Here is a 19,459-nt window from a genome sequence, read left to right on the forward strand (position 1 = left end):
TCCTGAAATGAAGTGAATCACTGTTATAGGCCACCATTCTAACCATGGCCTACGCTTAACCCGAGATGGCGGTTCGATGATCAGGCTACAGGCCCTGATCGACGTTCCACCGGCGCCCCATAAAAACAAAAGTCTCGGGAGAAACGCATGTTCGCTCTGTTACGTCGATCCACCCTTTGCCTCGCGGTTGTTGTCACTGCTGCGGCGTTTACTGCACCTGCCTTTGCGCTGGACACCGTCAAGTTCATGGCCCCGGGGTCGGTGGGCGGCGGCTACGACCAGACGGCGCGGGTGCTGGGCAAGGCCCTGATTGAAGCCGGCGTGGCCAAATCCGTCACCTTCGAAAACAAGGGCGGAGCAGGCGGCACGCTGGGACTGGCACAGTTTGCCAATAGCACCAAGGGCGATCCGAATGCGCTTTTGACCATGGGCGCGATCATGGTTACCGGTATTGAACAGAACAATCCGCAAATTACCTTGAAGGATGTAACGCCGATTGCCCGGTTGTTCACCGAGTACAACGTGATTGCGGTGCGCAAGGAGTCCGAATTCAACAACTTGGAAGACTTGCTCAAAGCCTTCAAGGATAAACCGACCAGCATTGCCTGGGGCGGCGGTTCCAAGGGGTCGATCGATCACATCGGCATTGCCGAACTGGCCGCGAAAATGGGCGTTCCGGTCAACAAGGTCAATTACGTCGCCTTCGCCGGCGGGGGTGAGGTGGTTGCCCAGGCACTGGGCGGGCAGATCAAGGTGATCACCGGCGGTTATGCCGAGCTTGGCCAATACATCAGGAACGGGCAGTTCCGGGTACTCGCCATTGGCGCACCCGAGCGTGTCGCGGGTATCGACGCACCGACCCTGAAGGAGAGCGGCTACGACGTGATTATCGGCAATTGGCGGGGTGTTTACGGTGCTGCGGGCCTCACGCCCGAGCAGCGTAAGGAAGTCACCGACGCCGTGGTGACGGCCGCTGAGAGCAAGGTCTGGAAAGACAACATCGACACCAACAAATGGGCACCCAACGTCTTGACGGGTGACGACTTCGGCAAGTTCGTCGATGCGGAACACGTGCGGCTGCGGGCGATGCTGGTCGAAGTGGGTCTGGTCAAGCCATGAGTCAATCGCGTGCAATCGTGCCGGTGCAACTGACGATTGGCCTCGGTGTAATTACCATCAGCGCCGTACTGGCCTACGGCGCGTTCCTGTTTCCTGAAGAGATGGGATTCGTGATCCTCGGCGCGGACGTTTATCCCTATGCCGTGGCGGCATTTCTCGCCAGCGTGGGCTTGGTGTTGAGCTATCAGGCCCTCACTGGCGGTTTTCGCGAATTGGCCGATCACGAAGACGAGTCCGCCAAAGTGTTGCCCGGCGGCAAAGCAGGGGTGGCGTGGGTGACAGCGGGGCTGGTCGGTGTCGCCGGGCTTATTAACCTGATCGGGTTTGTCCTGGCGGCGGCACTGTTGTTTGCCTGTTCGGCGCGGGGCTTTGGCAGTCGCCGTCCGCTGCGTGATCTGGCCATCGGCATTGCCCTGACGCTGCCGATTTACTGGCTGTTCAATGCCGGGCTTGGGGTTTCCCTGCCGCCGCTTGTCAACGCCTGGCTCTGATCCGGGCCGAAGGAGATCAACAGGGTGGATATTCTCGCAAACCTGGCCATGGGTTTTTCTTCCGCGTTGACGCCGATCAATCTGATGTGGGGCTTCATTGGCTGCCTGCTCGGCACGGCCATTGGGGTCCTGCCGGGCATCGGGCCAGCGCTGACAGTGGCGCTGTTATTGCCCATCACCGCAAAGGTCGATCCGACTGGCGCGCTGATCATGTTCGCCGGCATTTACTACGGTGCGCAGTTTGGCGGTTCCACGACGTCCATTCTTCTGAATACCCCGGGGGAATCTTCCTCCATGGTCACCGCGCTGGAAGGCAACCTCATGGCTCGAAACGGTCGGGCCGGCCCGGCCTTGGCCACGGCGGCCATCGGCTCATTTGTGGCCGGCACCATCGCCACGATTCTGTTGACATTGTTTGCGCCAGTAGTGGCTAAGCTGGCACTCAAATTTGGTCCCACGGAGTATTTCGCGATTCTGGTGCTGTCCTTCACCACCGTGTCTGCGGTGCTCGGGGCTTCGATGTTGCGTGGCTTTGCTTCGCTGGGTATTGGCCTGACAGTTGGCTTGATTGGCCTCGATTCAACCTCCGGCATTGCTCGCTACACCTTGGGCGTCCCTGAATTGGTCGATGGCATCGAAGTCGTGCTGGTGGCGGTCGGGTTGTTTGCCGTGGGCGAGGCGTTGTACAGCCTGCTGTATCAGAAGGAGGAAAAGACCGGTCGACACCGACTGACCTCACTGTGGATGACGCGCGCCGACTGGAAGCGATCAGTTCCGGCCTGGCTGCGGGGCACGCTGATCGGATTTCCCTTTGGTTCGATTCCAGCCGGTGGTGCGGAAATCCCGACGTTTCTGTCTTATTCGACCGAGCGCAAGCTGAGCAAATACCCGGAAGAATTCGCTGGCAGCAAAGGCCAAGGCGCCATCGAAGGTGTCGCCGGCCCTGAAGCGGCCAACAACGCTAGTGCGACCGGTTCACTGGTGCCGTTACTGACCCTCGGTATCCCGACGTCCGCCACCGCGGCCATCCTGTTGGCGGCGTTCCAGAACTACAACCTGCAACCGGGACCGCTGCTGTTCGAAACCTCGGGCGAACTCGTCTGGACCCTGGTGGCGTCGCTTTACATTGGCAACGTCATCCTGCTGGTGTTGAACCTTCCGCTGGTGGGCCTCTGGGTCAAACTCCTGCAAATTCCCCGGCCGTACCTGAACGCCGGGATCCTGGTATTCGCGACCATCGGCGTTTACGGCATGCGCCACTCTTCCTTCGATTTGTTGCTGATGCTGGCGATCGGGTGGGGCGGGGTGTTAATGCGTCGTTTCGACTTCCCCGTCGCCCCGGTGATCGTGGGCATGTTGCTGGGGCCGATGGCAGAAAAACAACTGCGCAATGCCTTGTCGATCAGCGAAGGCGACTGGACGGTATTTCTGACGCAACCGATTTCCGCCGCGCTCCTGGCGTTGACGCTGCTGGTGCTGGTGGTGCCGCATCTGTTACATGCCAGGGGTATCAAGTTGCATGAGGATGATTGATCCGGTGCCGAAGCCGGTTTATGTCCGGTAGGCGATATCTACTGGCTTATTAGCGTTAGTCGGCAATCGGCAGGCGGGTTAGAGTCGGCGCAATGTTCCTTGCCACCGCCGGATGCTGCCCATGAACCGCCCCCGTTTCCTGCCCGACAACTTCACCCTGACCTTGATCGGCGTGGTGATTCTCGCCAGCGTGCTGCCCGCCAGCGGCCAGGTAGCGGTCGGTTTTGGCTGGTTGACCAATGTCGCGATTGCCCTGCTGTTTTTCCTGCATGGTGCCAAGCTTTCGCGAGAGTCGATCATTGCCGGTGCTGGCCACTGGCGCCTGCATTTGCTGGTGTTCAGCCTGACGTTCATCCTGTTTCCACTGATCGGACTGGCGCTCAAACCTGTGCTGTCGCCGCTGATCGGCGACGATCTGTACATGGGCATGCTCTACCTCTGCGCGTTGCCTGCAACGGTGCAGTCGGCGATTGCCTTCACGTCGCTGGCGCGCGGCAATATACCGGCGGCGATTTGCAGCGCGGCGGCGTCCAGTCTGTTCGGGATTTTCCTGACGCCTTTGCTGGTGACGTTGCTGCTCAACGTGCACGGCGAGGGTGGTTCGACGCTTGATGCCATCGTCAAGATCAGCGTTCAACTGCTGCTGCCCTTCGTGGCCGGGCAGATCGCTCGTCGCTGGATCGGCGTCTGGGTCGGGCGAAACAAGAGCTGGCTGAAGTTCGTCGACCAGGGCTCGATTCTGTTGGTGGTCTACGGTGCGTTCAGCGAGGCGGTGATCGAAGGCATCTGGCACCAGATTCCGCTGTGGGAGCTGGTCGGGCTGGTGGTCGTCTGCTGCATCTTGCTGGCGCTGGTCTTGCTGGCGTCTACCGTGCTGGGCAAAGCCTTTGGTTTCAGCCAGGAAGACCGCATCACCATCCTGTTCTGCGGCTCGAAGAAAAGCCTGGCCACCGGCGTGCCGATGGCCCAGGTGTTGTTCGCCGGCAGTACCATCGGCGTGTTGATCCTGCCTTTGATGCTGTTCCACCAGATTCAACTGATGGTCTGCGCCGTGCTGGCGCAACGTTATGCCAACCGTCCGGAATCTATCCCTGAACTGATGGCTCAGGTTGATCCTTGAAAAGGGCTCAATTCAGGAAAGCATTAGCCTGCTGCACGAAGTCGTCGGCGTATTGGAACAACGCACCGTGCCCCGAGTTTGGGTAGATCAGCAACCTGGCATTCGGAAGGTGCTGTTGCAACGTGAACGAGTTCTGAGTGGGAACCATGATGTCCTTGCTGCCGTTGACTACCAGGGTTGGCTGGGTGATCTGGCTCAGTTGCGAAAAAGTGCCGTCACCGGGAGTGTTCCATTTGCCCAGCGCCGCTCCTTGAGCCGCGATGACCTTCATCGAATTGAGCTTGTCGAGACCTGCGGTACGCTGATGGCGCCTTTCCCAGAATTCCCGGGCCGCCAATTGGCTCGGCGGCGCCGGATCGAAGAACAGGTAGGCGGTCTCGTCCAGCGTGGCGATGGATTCGCGCAGTGCGATTTCTGGAACCCGCGGATCATTTCCGGCAATTCCGCCACGCGGTGATGTTCCCGCCAGGATCAGCCGGCGCACCAGCTCCGGATAGCGCAGCGCAACCTCCTGGGCGACCATACCGCCAATTGAAAAGCCAAGCACGTCGACCTGCTTCAATCCACGAGCGCGGGCAAATGCCGCGACGTGATCGGCCATGCCTTCGAACGAGTCGGGAGTTTCGCCGCTACTGAGGCCCACGCCTGCATTGTCGAACAGGTAGACCGGCCGGTCCTTGGCCAGGCCATCGGTCACCGCTGGGTCCCAGTAATCCATATTGCCGCGAAAGTGCTGGAGCAAGATGACGGGAACACCCGTCTGCGCGCCGAACTGGCGGTAGGCATAGCGCACGCCGTCAGCTTCGACGAATTGGTTGGGCGCGCTGTTATGGGTGGCCACCGGCGCCGCGAGGGCGCTACCGACCGCGAGGGCAAATAACGTGGCCCCTAGAGCCAGTCGCTGGAAGAGCTTCATGGTGTGCTCCTTACGCAGCGGTTTCGGGGTTCAGGTACGCCGCTTGTCCGGTCGACAAGCTGGCCTTGATGGCGCGAGTGCCTTGGTCGGCGAGCACTTCCTGCAGTCCGGCTTCCACCCCGTCCAGCGACTGGATCACAACTTCGGATGGCTGGACTTTCGGCACGTCGAAACCTTGCGTCAGGTCAGTGTCGATGAAGCCCACGTGCAGCCCTTGCACGCTTGTGCCCTGGCCATGAAGTTCGATCCGCAGCGAATTGGTGAAGCTCCACGCTGCTGATTTCGATGCGGCATAGGCGGACAGGAACGGCGCGGCAATCCAGGTTGCATCCGACAGGACGTTGACGATCGCCCCGCCGCCGTTGGCCTTGAGCACTGGTGCGAAGGCGAGGCTGACGTGCATGACGCCGTAGTAATTGGTTTCGAAGATTTCGCGGGCAGCTTCGACCAGGCCAGGATCAAGCATCGAGGGCAGAATGCGGGCGATACCGGCGTTGTTGACCAGCAGAGTCACGTCGCCCGCCTGGGCCACAGCGGCGGCAACCGATGCCGGGTCGCTGACGTCAAGGCGGATGGCGATGATGCCCGGAATGTTGACGCCTTCAGGGTTGCGTACCCCTGCATAAACCTTGCTGGCACCGCGTGCCACGAGTTCTTTTGCGAAGGCAAGGCCAAGACCACGGTTGGCGCCGGTAACAAATGCTACGGAATTCTTGATGATCATGGTGGTGTGCTCTGGTAGGGCGAGCGACTTACGCTCATAGGATTGCGGTCGCAATCAATGACTCAATAATGGTAGTCGTAATTATTAAAGTCAAGACAGTAAAACATCAGTAATCCTGTTATATAGCCTTGAAATTATGATTGATTGCGGATGCAACGATAATGTGCAAGAGTGAGTGCGAAGGAGACTCATCATGAAAATATCGAAAGAGAAATCCGCAAAAAACCGGACCACGCTGATAGAGACGGCGAGCCGTTTGTTTCAACTGAAGGGCATCGATGGGGTGGGCGTGGCTGAGATCAGCAAGTCAGCGGGTTTGACCCACGGCGCGCTGTACGCACATTTCCCTTCCAAGGAAGCGCTGGCGGCCGAAGCGCTGGCATGGGGCCTGGAGCAGGGGAATGCCAAGCTTTATACGGGCACAGTTGATGGTGAACCGGACCTAGATCGCTTCCTGTCCGACTACCTGTCCGTCGACAAACGTGACAACTACGCGGACCACTGCGCAATGGCCGCGTCCGCCAGCGAGATCGGGCGCCAGGATGTGGCGATCAGCTCGACGTACACCGAGGGTTACCTGGTGCTGGTGAGGGCGTTTGAGCGCAGGATTGCCGCCAACAATCCCGGCGTCGACGCGCTTGATACCGCCATGGGCATTGGTGCGGCGATGATCGGCGCGCTCTCGGTCGCGCGCGCCACGGCGAAGGCCAGGCCAGAGGTGTCGGCCCAAGTGCTGCGGGGCGTACGTCTCATGATCGACAGCGCATTGGGCAAACCGCTCTAGCCTGAGGATAAGCATGCGCACGGAACCACTACGACACTGACCGCCGCAACACTGATCGACATCGACATCGACATCGACATCGACATCGACATCGACATCGCCAACCTGGCAATAAAATGGGGGCGAAGTTCAGTAACCTCGCCCCCTTCATCACGCAGCGTTCAGAACTTAAACGCCTGACGCCCAACCAGCAGCCACTCGCCTTTCTGCTTCTGCCAGATCTGGAAATTCTCGATTTCAGTTGGCACCACCGTGGTGCCATTCAGCGCCTGTGCCGAGAAATGATTGCGAACCAGCGCGACGTCACCGGACAGGGTAATGGTCTGGTTTTGCATTTCCAGGGTTTTAAAGGCGCTACGGCCGGTTTCGATGTCGGCGATGTATTCCTGCTTGTTCTGGATCTTGCCGCTGGAATGTCCGTAGGTCAGGTTCTCGGCGGTCAGCGCGTTGAGTTCGGCAATGTTCTTTTTCAGCATCGCCTGGGTCAGATGGTCGACGGCCAGGGCGACATCTTTCTCGCCGGAGGACGAGGCGGCTGCTACGTAGCCACTGAAAAGGCACAGAAAACCAACCAGCACTTTCACTTTTGTCATGGGTATTTCCTTGTTGTTGTGGGTGATCGAATGACAGGAGCTTAATTCGTCAGTCGTCGTACAACCTAGCATGACGCAATAAAAAAACGAACTTGTAGAGCGGGTTTTTCTCGAAGCTGAAGATTCGGGCGATGTGCCGGGAAATGCGCGCAAGGGGCGATTCAAATGTTGCCGATCTACATCGGTTGTGCCGGCTGGAACCTGCCTCGCGATGAATGGCCAAAGTTTCCGGGGCACGGCACGCACTTGCAGCGATACGCGTCGGAGCTGACGGCCGTCGAAATCAACAGCTCGTTCTACCGTCCGCATCGGCCCCAGACGTATGAGCGTTGGGCCGGGTCGGTGCCGGCGTCCTTCAGTTTTTCAGTAAAGATGCCCAAGCTCATCACCCATGTTCATCGCTTGCAGGGCTGCGAGTTGCTGCTCGACGAATTTGTGTCCCAGTGCACGGCGCTGGGGGCTTCCCTGGGTTGCCTTCTGGTTCAACTTCCGCCGTCGCTGGGCTTTGAAGAAAGCATCGCCGTGGCGTTTTTCAACGCTCTGCGCCAACGTTACGCCGGGCCGGTCGTGCTTGAGCCTCGGCACCTTGGTTGGCTGGGGGCGGACGCCTTATTGATCGAGCAGAAAGTAGGCCGTGTCGCTGCCGATCCGCCGACGTTTTCCGGTGGCGACAAGCCGGGCGGGTGGCCGGGTATTCAATACTGGCGCTGGCACGGTTCGCCACGCATTTATCACAGTGACTATGATCAGGGCCGACTCAAGGCGCTGGCGCGAGAAGTGCGAAATGCAGGGCAAAAGGGCGCCGTCAGCTGGTGCATTTTCGATAACACCGCCAGTGGTTTTGCGCTGGGCAATGCACTGAGTCTGCAAGCATTAATCGGCCGGAATGACCGCATGTCGTAAAAACCCGCGCTTGTACATTTTGCCTTCAATTCTGCGGTGGCGCGGTCGATAACCTGTTCAGAAAAGCCATTTGCGGATGACTTTGCCCAACTGACAGGGGACCTACAGAGTGTCGATAAAATTACGTTTGATCCTGCTGATTGGCACCGGTCTGCTCACGGCCTTGATCATGAGCCTGGTCAGCTATCTGGGGAATTCGCAGATGGCGACCGCGGTCAACGACAACGAGGTCAGCATGGCCGCGCTGCGCAATCACCTCGAAGCCGACATGATGCACGACGCCCTGCGCGCCGATGTGTTGTCGGCGATGCTGGTCGGGTTGGGCAAAAGCACCAGCAGTAAAACCGAGGTACACAGCTCCATCGAGGAACATGCCAAGCACTTTCGTGAAGTGCTGGGGGAAAACCTCAAGCTGCCGGTCAATGAGACGATCATGGCCGGCCTGAACAAGGTCAAGCCCAGTCTCGATACCTACATCAGCGCCGCCGAACGGATTGTCGGCCTGGCCCTGGAAAACCCCGATGCCGCGCAAAAAGAACTGGGCAACTTCAATGCCGCGTTCGGTCAGCTCGAAGACCAGATGGCCGCCCTCAGCGAGCTGATCGAAACCAACACGCAACACACCAGCGCCGGCACGCAACAGGCCATCGGCAATGCCAACCTCAAACTTGGCATCGTACTGGCCGCGAGCCTGTTGCTGCTGCTTGTCCAGGGTCGCTGGGTGATCCTGAGCATTATGGGGCCGTTGCAGACCGCCAGCCGCATTGCCGAAAGCATCGCCCACGGCAATCTCAGCGAACCGATTGTCGAGCCGACCCGCAAGGACGAAGCCAGTGCGCTGATTCGCAGCCTCGCGACCATGCAGCGCGACCTGCGTGGCATGATCGAAGTGGTGCGCAGCAACGCCCACGGCGTCAGCGGTATGAGCCAGCAGTTGAGCAGCGGTTGCCACGAAGTCGCCGGCAGCAGTCAGCAGCAAAGCGTCGCCGCCAGCACCATGGCCGCCGCTGCCAGTGAAATGACCGCGAGCATCGAAGAGATCACCCGCCACGCCGAGCGTGCGCTGAGCATGGCCAATCAAGCCGAAGCCTTGGCCAAGGATGGCGGCCGGGTGATTCATCAGGTAGTCAACGACATGGACGGGATTGCCCGTTCGGCGCAGCAATCGGCGCAGGTTATCCGCACGCTGGACAAAGAGTCCGAAGGGATTTTCAGCATCATTCAGGTGATCAAGGGCATCGCTGATCAAACCAACCTGCTGGCATTGAATGCCGCCATCGAAGCCGCGCGCGCTGGGGAGCAGGGCCGCGGTTTTGCCGTGGTGGCCGATGAGGTTCGCAGCCTGGCAGGGCGCACCAGCGCTTCCACCCAGGAAATCGCCACCATGGTCGCGCGCATCCAGCAAAGTACCCGCGAAGCCGTCACCAGCATGGAGGCCGGCGTGGCCCAGGTCGACAAAGGTATGGCCGTGACCGCCGACGTAGAGCGCGCCATCCGCGAAATCCTCGAAGCAACGCTGAGTACCACGCAATTGGTCAACGACATCTCTCGCACCATTGGCGAGCAGAGCCTGGCGAGTAATGAAATTGCGCATCAGGTGGAGATGATTGCGGGGATGTCGGAAGGGAACAGCAAGGTGATTGGCCAGACGGCTTCGACGACGGATGAGTTGTCGGCGCTGGCGGGGCAGTTGTCGCAGTCGGTGGACCGCTTTCGTCTCTGAGACTGAATGCAATTCTGTAGGAGCCTGCGGTGTGCAGGCCTACAGGTACTTATCAGTGACAGCCCCCTCCGAAGCACTGGAAACGGTCTTCGCATACTTTGCCAACACCCCACGCTTGTACTTCGATTCCGGCCGCACCCAGCGGCTCTTGCGCTCGGCCAGCACCGCATCGGAAACATCCACGGTGATCTGCCGGGTTTCGGCATCGATGACGATTCGGTCGCCGTCCTCCACCAACGCAATCGGTCCGCCCTCGAACGCTTCCGGCGTGATATGCCCGACCACGAAACCATGGGAACCGCCGGAGAAACGCCCGTCGGTGATCAACGCAACGTCCTTGCCCAATCCCTTGCCCATGACCGCCGACGTCGGTGACAACATTTCGCGCATGCCCGGCCCGCCCTTGGGACCTTCGTAGCGAATCACGATCACGTCGCCCGCTTTTACCTCGCCGTTGAGAATGCCGGCCAGCGCGCCTTCCTCTCCGCGATAAACCCGCGCCGTGCCTTCAAAGCGCAAGCCTTCCTTGCCGGTGATCTTGGCCACTGCGCCGGTGGGCGCGAGGTTGCCGCGCAGCACCACCAGGTGCGAGTCCTTTTTCACCGGTTGGTCGAAGGGCAGGATCACGTCCTGGCCAGGCGGGTAATCCGCGACGTTTTCGAGGTTTTCCGCGAGGGTCTTGCCGGTCACCGTCATCACATCGCCATGCAGCATGCCGGCCGCGAGCATGCGCTTCATCAATGGCTGAATACCGCCGATGGCCACTAACTCGCTCATCATGTATCGACCGCTGGGGCGCAGGTCGGCCACGACCGGAGAGACCTTGCCCAGTTCGACAAAATCATCCAGCGTCAGCTTGACATCCACTGCGTGCGCCATGGCCAGCAGGTGCAGCACCGCATTGGTCGAGCCGGCGAGGGCGATGACCACGCGGATCGCATTTTCGAAGGCCTTGCGGGTCATGATGTCCCGCGGTTTGAGGTCCAGTTTCAACAGCTCCATGACCTGCTGGCCGGCGCGGAAACTGTCCGAGGCCTTGTCACTGCCGACCGCGTCTTGCGAACTGGAACCGGGCAGGCTCATGCCCAGCGCTTCAATGGCCGACGCCATGGTGTTGGCGGTGTACATGCCGCCGCAGGAACCGGGGCCGGGAATCGCCACTTCCTCGATCTGCTTGACCTGAATCTCGTTGATGTCACCGCGGGCGTTCTGGCCCACGGCTTCGAACACGGAAATGATGTCGGTGTGGCCGGCGCCCGGGCGAATGGTCCCGCCATAGACGAAGATCGATGGGCGGTTCAGCCGCGCCATGCCGATCAGGCACCCCGGCATGTTCTTGTCGCAACCGCCCACCGTGACCAGGCCGTCAAAGCCTTCGCAACCGACCACCACTTCGATGGAGTCGGCAATCACTTCCCGCGACACCAGCGAATACTTCATGCCTTCGGTGCCATTGGCGATGCCGTCTGAAATGGTGATGGTGTTGAAAATGACGCCCTTGGCACCGGCGGCATTCGCGCCTTTTTCCGCCTCGATCGCCAGCTTGTCGATGTGCATGTTGCACGGCGTGACCATGGCCCAGGTCGAGGCGATACCGATCTGCGGCTTTTTGAAATCCTCGTCGGTAAAACCCACTGCCCGCAGCATCGAGCGGCCGGGCGCGCGCTCGACGCCGTCGACCACTTGAGAGGAATATTTGCGCAGATCGTTCTTGTCGCTCATGACTGTTCCTCACCGGCTCATCGAGAAAATCCGGGTAAGTATAGTGGCCCCGGCGCGCGTGTCCGGACTATCGAGTCAGCAACAGACGCGCGGGTTTGCTGTGTCGTGATATTATTCGCAACAACTTGGTTTGACCTATTCAGTTTGCGTGTCCTTCAGACGCGCCAACAGAATCACTGTCGCTCAAGTAGCTGAAGCCAATAAAGATAAAAAGTCAGTTCAGAAGGGACATATAAACTGAGGTCGATGGAACCGTCGGCCTTGTGTGCCCACCCTCCGGATCTAATGCGCGAGACCCACGACATCCTGCCTGAATGCCGTGTGAGACAAGGGTTTCGTCATCAGGATGGAAGGGCGGATGGCGTTTTATCATAGGTGCTACAGATGTTTAAAAAAATGAACACGGCCCTGTTGGGGCTGGCTTTGTCGATGGGGATCACGTCCGTTCACGGGGCAGAGGCAAAGAAAGTCGATGTCCTGCTCATCGGCGGCGGCATCATGAGCGCGACCCTCGGCGTCTGGCTCAACGAGCTGGAGCCTGACCTGTCGATGGAGATGGTCGAGCGCCTCGACGGCGTCGCCCTGGAGAGCTCCAACGGCTGGAACAACGCCGGTACTGGTCACTCCGCCCTGGCCGAATTGAACTACACGCCGGAAGACGAAAACGGCAAAGTGACGATCCCGAAAGCCGTTGAAATCAACGAAGCGTTCCAGATCTCCCGCCAATTCTGGTCGTGGCAGGTTCAGCAAGGCGTGTTGAAAAACCCGCGTTCGTTCATCAACTCCACGCCGCACATGAGCTTTGTGTGGGGCGACGACAACATCAAGTTCCTGAAAAAGCGCTACGAAGCCCTGCAAGCGAGCCCGCTGTTCGCCGGCATGCAGTACTCCGAAGACCCGGCAGTGATCAAGAAGTGGGTTCCGCTGATGATGGAAGGGCGTGACCCGAACCAGAAAATCGCGGCCACCTGGACCCCGATCGGCACGGATGTGAACTTCGGCGAAATCACCCGCCAGTTCATTGCGCACCTGCAAACCACCCCGAAATTCGACTTGAAGCTGTCCAGCGAAGTGCAGGACATCACCAAGAACGACGACGGCACCTGGCGCGTCAGCTACAAAAACCTGAAAGACGGCACAAAAACCGAAACCGACGCCAAGTTCGTGTTCATCGGCGCCGGTGGCGGTGCACTGCACCTGCTGCAGAAGTCCGGCATTCCTGAAGCCAAGGAATACGCAGGCTTCCCGGTTGGCGGCTCGTTCCTCGTCACCGAAAACCCGACCATCGCCGAGCAACACCTGGCCAAGGCCTATGGCAAAGCGTCCGTTGGCGCACCGCCGATGTCGGTTCCGCACCTGGACACCCGTGTCCTGGACGGCAAGCGCGTCATCCTGTTTGGCCCGTTCGCGACCTTCAGCACCAAGTTCCTCAAGGAAGGTTCGTACCTGGACTTGCTGACCACCACCACCACGCACAACGTGTGGCCAATGACCAAGGTCGGCATCAAGGAATACCCGCTGGTCGAGTACCTTGCCGGTCAACTGATGCTGTCGGATGAAGACCGCCTCAACGCCCTGAAAGAATACTTCCCGAACGCCAAGGCGGAAGACTGGCGCCTGTGGCAAGCCGGTCAGCGCGTGCAAATCATCAAGCGTGATGAAGCGGCGGGTGGCGTGCTGAAACTGGGTACCGAAATCGTTACGTCCGCTGACGGCACCATCGCCGGCCTGCTGGGCGCGTCGCCGGGCGCCTCGACCGCTGCGCCGATCATGCTGACCGTGCTGCAGAAAGTCTTCAAGGACAAGGTGGCTACGCCCGCATGGCAGGAAAAGCTGCACCAGATCGTGCCGAGCTACGGCACTCAGCTCAATGGCAGCCCTGAGAAAGTGGCAGAGGAGTGGGCCTACACTGCCAAGGTGTTGCAGCTGACTCCGCCACCGGTGATTGGCCAGGCAGCGGCTCCGGCTGCTCCAGCGGCTGCTCCGGCAGAAGCGCCAAAGGCGCCGAAAGCGAACGCGGCGAGTGATATGGCTCTTTAACCAGAGACCTACAAAAGCCCACTGATCCGGCGACGGTCAGTGGGCTTTTTTGTGGGCGGTATTTCTATCGGAAAGAAACGGACATCGCTTGCAATGTATGCGCTTTGTATCTTTACTGTTACCTAATGTAAGAAAGCTAAAAAACATAAATTGCTATATATATCAATGATTAGTCGGTTCTATTGAAGTGACCGCCAAATATTTGTATCGGATTTGGCTAAAAATAACGCTCAAAGGATGACAAGGAAATGAGAGAAAACCTGGCGGCGGTTGTCCGAAGGTTCGTTTCGCCTTCAATGCGCTACGAGATCAGAAGCGTTTCCGCCAGGTTGCGAGGCATCCTTGATCGAGCGTGTCTGTGGCGCTGGGAGATTGCCCGGTTCAAGCTCCAACATGAAGGTCCGCACGAATTCCTGTATGTCGGCAGGAAAAACCAGCGCGAAATGGCCAAGCTGCTGATCGGCGGAAAATCTCCGGCGAACAGCCCAGTGATTGACGGCGAACCGGAACCCACTACCTCGAGTCATGTGGTGAGGGTCAGCGAAGTGCCGACGACGGGCGACTTGAAAGTCCCGGTCTATCTGAGCGCTGTGGTTCCGCTGGGGCGATCCCTCGAAGACATCACCGCGAAGTACGACAGCGAGTTGCGTCGAAACATCCGCAAGAACCGGCCGCTCTACCAGGTGCGTCAGGCGCTGCTGGATGAGGAAATCGAATGGGCCGAGCGGGAAATGCTTCGCCCTTATGCACAAGCGAGGCAGGGTATCCACGCCGCCCAGTTGCCCTTGCAAGAGGTGTTCAGGATCGCCAAGACAGTTGGCCGGCTCGACCTGATCACGCTGAATGACGAGGTGGTTGCCTGCCACCTTGGCTGCGTCATCGAGCGGGGCGGAAAACGCTATTGGAGCACCATGCGTTTTGGCTATACCGAAGCGATCTTTTCCGATGCCAAAAAACTCCGCGAAGTGAATTCGATCACAACTTTCATGGCGCTCGAATGGGCCATCGAGAACGGCTTCGATTATTACGACATCGGGCTTTTCGTGGCGCGGCCGGATGACGGACTTCTCAAATGGAAAAGAAGGCGTGGCGGCGACATTGATTCCCTGAGCAACCATGCCTATATGTTTATACGACTGCCCAAGGCCGGTACTGCCCAGTTCCTGTGGAACACGCCGCTGTTCGCGTTCGAAGGCAAGGAGTTGACCCTTCACCTCGGCTTGCCTGACGGACCGAGCGAAGAAGAGGTCGCCAGCCGTTATCGTGAGATGGTCTTTGGCGGTCTGGACAAAATTTATCTTTATTGCGCTGAGAACAGCGGCGAACAGTTTCTCGAAACCTTGCGTATTCGCTATGCCAATGTGCAAGCCACACCTACGTTGCAACGGATTGCCTCCAGCTGACTTTTTTCCAGGACGGAAATGGCTACAACGCTTCACGCCCGAATGACCCTGTTCTGCTGGGAGAACTTCATGGAAAGCGACGTCTCGCAACTAAGCAATTCGACCGCTGGCAATCGAAAGAAATGGACCCTGGCCGCGTACCGGCACATGGCGCGAAAAAGGCTCGCACGCCACGCCGAGATCAACTTGAAAAGCCTGGCGGTGAAAACCTGGGATGTTGCGCCGGGCAGCACCATGCACTCTCCGCCGGCATTCTTTCTGCCCAATCAAATGGAACGCGTGACCGGATGGGAAGCGAAGCGCTTTTACCCTTTCGAACATCCCGCGCGCACCATGGAAGGGCTGGGCGACGTCGTACAAGGCCCGACACGCGGTTACTTGCTCAAGGACGTCTGGCTGATCGACGGCGCGCTCTACAAAGACAATGCGAGTTTCTGGCTGTCGCTCAAGCCCGGCAAGTTTCCACGCATTGTCGTCGACAGCGAGATCGAACGCGGGGCCGTGTACTGCACGCAGAACGGCAATACCTGGTTCGGCACACGGTTGATGGAAGACTTCCCGACCTATCCGCTGGCCTGTAACGAAGGCACGCCGATAACCACCGCGCCCTCGGCGAAATTTCCGCTCTCTGCGCAGACCCGCGCCTATGAAGACTGGCTCGGCATGCAGCCGACTCGCCTGAACGGTGCGTTTTTTCATGAGCTCGTGCTGTTCGATGACATGAGCAACAATCAGGACCGGCATCTGCGTTACCGGGCGATGGGTGAAAAACTCCGGTCGCACGTGACCTATGCCAATCACCCCGGCGTGATGATTCTGCGCGGCGGCGACGGTGATTTGCGCCTGTTGCGCAACGAACTCGACATCGCCGAACACCTGCGCAAGACCCGCGGATTTCGCATTCTCGATCCATTGAAGAACGACGTCCCGACCATCGTGGCCGCCTGTGCCGGCGCGCAAACCGTGATCGGCGTTGAAGGCAGTCAGCTGGTGCATGGCGTCAACGTACTTCAAACGGGTGGCTCGTTGCTGACACTGCAGCCGCCGAACCGCTTCGTCAGCTACTACAAGTACCTGACCGATCGCGACCGGCAGAATTTCGGTTTTGTGGTGGGCACGCCTGAGGGTGATGGCTTCAAAATCGACATTCAAGAGGTGGAGCGGACGCTGGATCTGTTTCCTTGTTGAGGGGTTTGGCGGATGCTCGGGCTGGCTTGAAAAATCCCGGCGAATGGGGCTAGATCCCATCCCTGTCTCCCGTCGCCAGGATCTGTTTATGCCGCTGAGTTTTCACAAGATGCACGCCAACGGCGACGACTTCGTGGTGGTGGACGCACGTAAATCGATCAATCCAGTGACCAGTACCCTCGCTCGAAGAATGGGCAATCGCAACCGTGGCGTCGGCTTCAATCAACTCGCGGTGCTGCTCGATTGCGATGACGCTGCAGCGCGCGTGGAGTTCTGGAACGCCGATGGCTCCCCTCTGGATACCTGTGGCAGCGCAACGCGCGGTGCCGCGGACAGGTTGATGCGCGAATCAAACACGACTTCTGTCACGCTGCGGACCCACCGCGGTCTGCTGAACTGCGAGCGCACTTCCAGCGGCGCCATTTCTGTCAGCATGGGAGCGCCGCTTTTTGGCTGGTCGGACATTCCTGTGGCTCAGGAACTGGATACATCTTTGTTGCCCCTTGATGGTGGCCCGGCCGCGTGCAGCATGGGCAATCCGCATTGCACCTATTTCGTAGACGATCTCGCGTTGATTGATGTCGCGACCATCGGCCCAACCATAGAGACCAATGCCCTATTTCCCGTAAACACGAACGTGCACTTCGTTCAGGTTATGGACCGCAGGCATATCCGATTGCGCATCTGGGAACGCGGGGGCGGTATTCCGCTGGGTTCAGGTTCGTGCTGTTGTGGCGCGGTTGTTAACGGGATTCGTCGAGGCTTGCTGGACAGTTCCGTTGAGGTTGAATGTGATGGCGGGACGGTGACCGTTCAGTGGGACGGAGTGGGGCCGGTGTTTCTCATCGGGCCGGTGGAGGCGATTTTCTCGGGGACGATTGCGGATGGCTTGTTGAAGGCGTAAGACCCCAGCGCCGGGAAATTGAGTCATGCGCGACGTTTGTCCGTGGCATTCAGGCGCTGAGCCTGAGCAAAAATCTCGGTAATCGGCCGTCGTGGCTGGCGCTTATGCAAGGCACGAACCTGTGCACTCATGCGCAGCAGTTCTTCGCTCGGTTTCGCCCATTGCTCTTTCGGCAGCGGCTCGGACCATTCGCGCATGACGTCGGGCATCGTCAGCGGGCCGATTTCCTGGAGGCGGCGGATTTCCCATTCGACCAGACGGTTGGGAATCGTCCAGAACGTCATGACGTGGTACAGGTACCAGAAAAACCCCGAGATCCGATTGCGCTGGCCGTCGCGGATTTGCTGGTGCAGGCGCGCGCGGGCGTTGTGGAAAGTGTGCAGGCCTTCGTGCGGGGGATCGTCGGGGCCTTGCAAGTCTTGAAGGTCCTGGATGGATTTGAGGTCGTGGATTTCGTATTCCATGTAGCCGCGGATGGCTTCCCAGTGGCTAATGGCGATGGAGAGGCCGAAGCAGGGAAATTCGACGCTGGTCAGGGTTTCGCCATGCTGGAAACCGATGCCCATGCCGTATTGGCGGTGGATGCCGTATTGGGTGGCGCCTTGGGCTTCGATGATCCAGGCCGAGAGGGATTCCCAGGGGACGAAGACGGGTTCGGTGGCGTTCTCGGGCATGAAGCAGACTTCGCGGCGCTGGCGATTGAAGCGGGTGGGGATGATGCTGAGGCGTTTTTTGTGGTTGTGGTGCCAGACGGCGAGGCCGATGAGTAGGGAACAAAAACCGCTGAACAGCGCGTAACCATAGCTTTCTTCATACACGCCGAGTATCGAGTCCCAGATTTCTACTTGGCTGTAACCGAAAACGATCCCGAGGAATCCAGCAAGCAGTGATGGTAGAAAAGCGAGCATTAAAGTGCCGCTGAACGGCCCACCTAATATGACCTGCCAGGAAAATATCTGCGGTGATCCTAATCCAAAGTCCATGTACACATCATTGAGTTCTCCAATATGAGGACCATGGGGCGGCATTGCTGTCGGTAAAGGCAGGGGCGCGAGATAGGTAATCCTGCCGCTGGGAAACGGCTCAACATCACCGGCGTTGCGGGGCTGCTCTGGCACAGGGTCAGGCATTGAAACATCACTCTTGATGGGCATGGTCGGCCTGTTCCAGCAGATGGGTATCAACCAGTAACAACGTTGGAGGCTCCGTGAGGGATTGAAGCGATAATGCAGAGAGAGGGCCCTCATCCCGAGCAGCTTCATGAAACTTGTTCACACGTGACGTTCGGCAATGAACTTGGATACAACACTCATGCGCGCTGCTTATCCGTGGCATTCAGCCGCTGTACCTGAGCAAAAATTTCGGTAATCGGCCGTCGTGGCTGGCGCTTATGCAAGGCACGAACCTGTGCACTCATGCGCAGCAGTTCTTCGCTTGGTTTCGCCCATTGCTCTTTCGGCAGCGGCTCGGACCATTCGCGCATGACGTCGGGCATCGTCTGCGGGCCGATTTCCTGGAGGCGGCGGATTTCCCATTCGACCAGGTGGTTAGGAATCGTCCAAAACGTCATGACGTGGTACAGGTACCAGAAAAACCCCGAAATCCGGTTGCGCTGGCCGTCGCGGATTTGCTGGTGCAGCCGCGCGCGGGCGTTGTGGAAAGTGTGCAGGCCTTCGTGCGGGGGATCGTCGGGGCCTTGCAAGTCTTGCAGGTCCTGGATGGATTTGAGGTCGTGAATTTCGTATTCCATGTAGCCGCGGATGGCTTCCCAGTGGCTGATGGCGATGGAGAGGCCGAAGCAGGGGAATTCGACGCTGGTCAGAGTCTCGCCATGCTGGAAACCGATGCCCATGCCGTACTGGCGGTGGATACCGTATTGGGTGGCGCCTTGGGCTTCGATGACCCAGGCCGAGAGGGATTCCCAAGGGACGAAGACGGGTTCGGTGGCGTTTTCCGGCATGAAGCAGACTTCGCGGCGTTGGCGGTTGAAGCGGGTGGGGATGATGTTGAGGCGTTTTTTGTGGTTGTGGTTCCAGACGGCGAGGCCGATGAGTAGGGTGCAAACACCGGTAAATCCTGCATTTCCGTATGACGCCAGAAAAACTCCTTCTATTGCGTGAGTAATGTCGTCCCAGCCCATTCCGAATAAGAAAAACAAAAAGCCGGCAATGAGTGGGAGCAGGAATGCAATCATGAAGGCACCGGTGAAAGGTCCACCTAGTGTCACTTGCCACATAAACACTTGAGGTGAGCCCAATCCGAAGTCCATGTAGACCTCATTGAGTTCCCCTATGTG

General features: G+C 58.8%; 16 protein-coding genes and 2 pseudogenes. 12 read left to right on the plus strand and 6 right to left on the minus strand.

Going from position 1 to position 19,459, the window contains the following annotated elements; translation table 11 throughout:
* Nucleotides 1-147 precede the first annotated feature (147 nt).
* From ACYZT4_RS04310 to ACYZT4_RS04325, 4 genes are all read left to right on the plus strand, one after another.
* Nucleotides 148-1,119, plus strand: a complete 972-nt coding sequence (locus ACYZT4_RS04310; protein ID WP_461985522.1) for a tripartite tricarboxylate transporter substrate binding protein — start codon at nt 148-150, stop codon at nt 1,117-1,119.
* Nucleotides 1,116-1,610 (plus strand): tripartite tricarboxylate transporter TctB family protein, encoded by a 495-nt coding sequence (locus tag ACYZT4_RS04315; protein ID WP_461985524.1) that lies wholly within the window; start codon nt 1,116-1,118, stop codon nt 1,608-1,610. The genes ACYZT4_RS04310 and ACYZT4_RS04315 overlap by 4 nt, the downstream gene beginning before the upstream one ends.
* A gap of 24 nt (nt 1,611-1,634) precedes the next feature.
* Nucleotides 1,635-3,143: a tripartite tricarboxylate transporter permease gene (locus ACYZT4_RS04320; RefSeq protein ID WP_461985526.1), complete on the plus strand. Its 1,509-nt coding sequence runs from the start codon at nt 1,635-1,637 to the stop codon at nt 3,141-3,143.
* Nucleotides 3,144-3,264: 121 nt separating this feature from the next.
* Entirely contained in the window at nt 3,265-4,263 is a 999-nt protein-coding gene (locus ACYZT4_RS04325) for a bile acid:sodium symporter family protein (protein WP_461985528.1), read from the plus strand.
* A gap of 7 nt (nt 4,264-4,270) precedes the next feature.
* Here ACYZT4_RS04325 and ACYZT4_RS04330 read toward each other — a convergent pair whose 3' ends face one another.
* Both ACYZT4_RS04330 and ACYZT4_RS04335 read right to left on the minus strand, forming a co-directional pair.
* Entirely contained in the window at nt 4,271-5,179 is a 909-nt protein-coding gene (locus ACYZT4_RS04330; protein ID WP_461985531.1) for an alpha/beta fold hydrolase, read from the minus strand.
* A gap of 10 nt (nt 5,180-5,189) precedes the next feature.
* On the minus strand, nt 5,190-5,903 hold the full coding sequence (locus ACYZT4_RS04335) for an SDR family oxidoreductase (protein ID WP_461985533.1): 714 nt from the start codon (nt 5,901-5,903) through the stop codon (nt 5,190-5,192).
* 193 nt (nt 5,904-6,096) lie between these two features.
* Between ACYZT4_RS04335 and ACYZT4_RS04340 the strand changes: the two genes are divergently transcribed.
* The gene (locus ACYZT4_RS04340; RefSeq protein ID WP_461985535.1) at nt 6,097-6,687 is read left to right on the plus strand and encodes a TetR/AcrR family transcriptional regulator; all 591 of its coding nucleotides are present in this window, start codon (nt 6,097-6,099) and stop codon (nt 6,685-6,687) included.
* A 161-nt stretch (nt 6,688-6,848) separates the two neighbouring features.
* Here the strand turns inward: ACYZT4_RS04340 and ACYZT4_RS04345 are convergent, their stop codons facing one another.
* Nucleotides 6,849-7,280 carry a nuclear transport factor 2 family protein gene (locus ACYZT4_RS04345; RefSeq protein WP_461985537.1) on the minus strand — a complete coding sequence of 144 codons (432 nt, stop codon included), beginning with the start codon at nt 7,278-7,280 and terminating at the stop codon, nt 6,849-6,851.
* 165 nt (nt 7,281-7,445) lie between these two features.
* Here ACYZT4_RS04345 and ACYZT4_RS04350 point away from each other — a divergent pair, with 165 nt between their 5' ends.
* The 3 genes and pseudogenes from ACYZT4_RS04350 to ACYZT4_RS04360 form a co-directional block, all read left to right on the plus strand.
* Nucleotides 7,446-8,183 (plus strand): DUF72 domain-containing protein, encoded by a 738-nt coding sequence (locus ACYZT4_RS04350; RefSeq protein WP_461985538.1) that lies wholly within the window; start codon nt 7,446-7,448, stop codon nt 8,181-8,183.
* A 169-nt stretch (nt 8,184-8,352) separates the two neighbouring features.
* Nucleotides 8,353-9,000, plus strand: a pseudogene (locus ACYZT4_RS04355) (methyl-accepting chemotaxis protein); the annotation flags it as partial.
* Between the two features lie 312 nt (nt 9,001-9,312).
* Nucleotides 9,313-9,906, plus strand: a pseudogene (locus tag ACYZT4_RS04360) (methyl-accepting chemotaxis protein); the annotation flags it as partial.
* Between the two features lie 39 nt (nt 9,907-9,945).
* Here the strand turns inward: ACYZT4_RS04360 and ilvD are convergent.
* Nucleotides 9,946-11,628 carry a dihydroxy-acid dehydratase gene (gene ilvD / locus ACYZT4_RS04365; protein ID WP_461985540.1) on the minus strand — a complete coding sequence of 561 codons (1,683 nt, stop codon included), beginning with the start codon at nt 11,626-11,628 and terminating at the stop codon, nt 9,946-9,948.
* Nucleotides 11,629-12,012: 384 nt separating this feature from the next.
* Here ilvD and mqo point away from each other — a divergent pair, with 384 nt between their 5' ends.
* From mqo to dapF, 4 genes are all read left to right on the plus strand, one after another.
* Nucleotides 12,013-13,668 (plus strand): malate dehydrogenase (quinone), encoded by a 1,656-nt coding sequence (gene mqo, locus ACYZT4_RS04370; RefSeq protein WP_461985542.1) that lies wholly within the window; start codon nt 12,013-12,015, stop codon nt 13,666-13,668.
* A gap of 248 nt (nt 13,669-13,916) precedes the next feature.
* Complete coding sequence (locus tag ACYZT4_RS04375; protein ID WP_461985543.1) at nt 13,917-15,071, plus strand: hypothetical protein; 1,155 nt, start codon at nt 13,917-13,919, stop codon at nt 15,069-15,071.
* Nucleotides 15,072-15,140: 69 nt separating this feature from the next.
* On the plus strand, nt 15,141-16,259 hold the full coding sequence (locus ACYZT4_RS04380) for a glycosyltransferase family 61 protein (protein WP_461988540.1): 1,119 nt from the start codon (nt 15,141-15,143) through the stop codon (nt 16,257-16,259).
* Nucleotides 16,260-16,347: 88 nt separating this feature from the next.
* A complete protein-coding gene (gene dapF / locus ACYZT4_RS04385) occupies nt 16,348-17,163 on the plus strand; it encodes a diaminopimelate epimerase (RefSeq protein WP_461985545.1) in 816 nt (271 codons plus the stop codon).
* 23 nt (nt 17,164-17,186) lie between these two features.
* Here the strand turns inward: dapF and ACYZT4_RS04390 are convergent, their stop codons facing one another.
* Together ACYZT4_RS04390 and ACYZT4_RS04395 are read right to left on the minus strand one after the other, a co-directional pair.
* Nucleotides 17,187-18,317: a hypothetical protein gene (locus ACYZT4_RS04390; protein ID WP_461985546.1), complete on the minus strand. Its 1,131-nt coding sequence runs from the start codon at nt 18,315-18,317 to the stop codon at nt 17,187-17,189.
* Nucleotides 18,318-18,472: 155 nt separating this feature from the next.
* Entirely contained in the window at nt 18,473-19,357 is an 885-nt protein-coding gene (locus ACYZT4_RS04395; protein WP_461985547.1) for a hypothetical protein, read from the minus strand.
* Nucleotides 19,358-19,459: the final 102 nt, after the last annotated feature.

Source organism: Pseudomonas sp. GB2N2 (genome assembly GCF_054897705.1).

What these genes read in the sequence shown, in the direction of transcription:
- ACYZT4_RS04395 (WP_461985547.1), bottom strand. Translation starts at nt 19,357, where the DNA reads ATGATTGCATTCCTGCTCCCACTCATTGCCGGCTTTTTGTTTTTCTTA.
- ACYZT4_RS04340 (WP_461985535.1), top strand. Translation starts at nt 6,097, where the DNA reads ATGAAAATATCGAAAGAGAAATCCGCAAAAAACCGGACCACGCTGATA.
- ACYZT4_RS04310 (WP_461985522.1), top strand. Translation starts at nt 148, where the DNA reads ATGTTCGCTCTGTTACGTCGATCCACCCTTTGCCTCGCGGTTGTTGTC.
- ACYZT4_RS04375 (WP_461985543.1), top strand. Translation starts at nt 13,917, where the DNA reads ATGAGAGAAAACCTGGCGGCGGTTGTCCGAAGGTTCGTTTCGCCTTCA.
- dapF (WP_461985545.1), top strand. Translation starts at nt 16,348, where the DNA reads ATGCCGCTGAGTTTTCACAAGATGCACGCCAACGGCGACGACTTCGTG.
- ilvD (WP_461985540.1), bottom strand. Translation starts at nt 11,628, where the DNA reads ATGAGCGACAAGAACGATCTGCGCAAATATTCCTCTCAAGTGGTCGAC.
- ACYZT4_RS04380 (WP_461988540.1), top strand. Translation starts at nt 15,141, where the DNA reads ATGGAAAGCGACGTCTCGCAACTAAGCAATTCGACCGCTGGCAATCGA.
- ACYZT4_RS04330 (WP_461985531.1), bottom strand. Translation starts at nt 5,179, where the DNA reads ATGAAGCTCTTCCAGCGACTGGCTCTAGGGGCCACGTTATTTGCCCTC.
- ACYZT4_RS04325 (WP_461985528.1), top strand. Translation starts at nt 3,265, where the DNA reads ATGAACCGCCCCCGTTTCCTGCCCGACAACTTCACCCTGACCTTGATC.
- ACYZT4_RS04315 (WP_461985524.1), top strand. Translation starts at nt 1,116, where the DNA reads ATGAGTCAATCGCGTGCAATCGTGCCGGTGCAACTGACGATTGGCCTC.
- ACYZT4_RS04350 (WP_461985538.1), top strand. Translation starts at nt 7,446, where the DNA reads ATGTTGCCGATCTACATCGGTTGTGCCGGCTGGAACCTGCCTCGCGAT.
- ACYZT4_RS04390 (WP_461985546.1), bottom strand. Translation starts at nt 18,317, where the DNA reads ATGCCCATCAAGAGTGATGTTTCAATGCCTGACCCTGTGCCAGAGCAG.
- ACYZT4_RS04345 (WP_461985537.1), bottom strand. Translation starts at nt 7,280, where the DNA reads ATGACAAAAGTGAAAGTGCTGGTTGGTTTTCTGTGCCTTTTCAGTGGC.
- mqo (WP_461985542.1), top strand. Translation starts at nt 12,013, where the DNA reads ATGTTTAAAAAAATGAACACGGCCCTGTTGGGGCTGGCTTTGTCGATG.
- ACYZT4_RS04335 (WP_461985533.1), bottom strand. Translation starts at nt 5,903, where the DNA reads ATGATCATCAAGAATTCCGTAGCATTTGTTACCGGCGCCAACCGTGGT.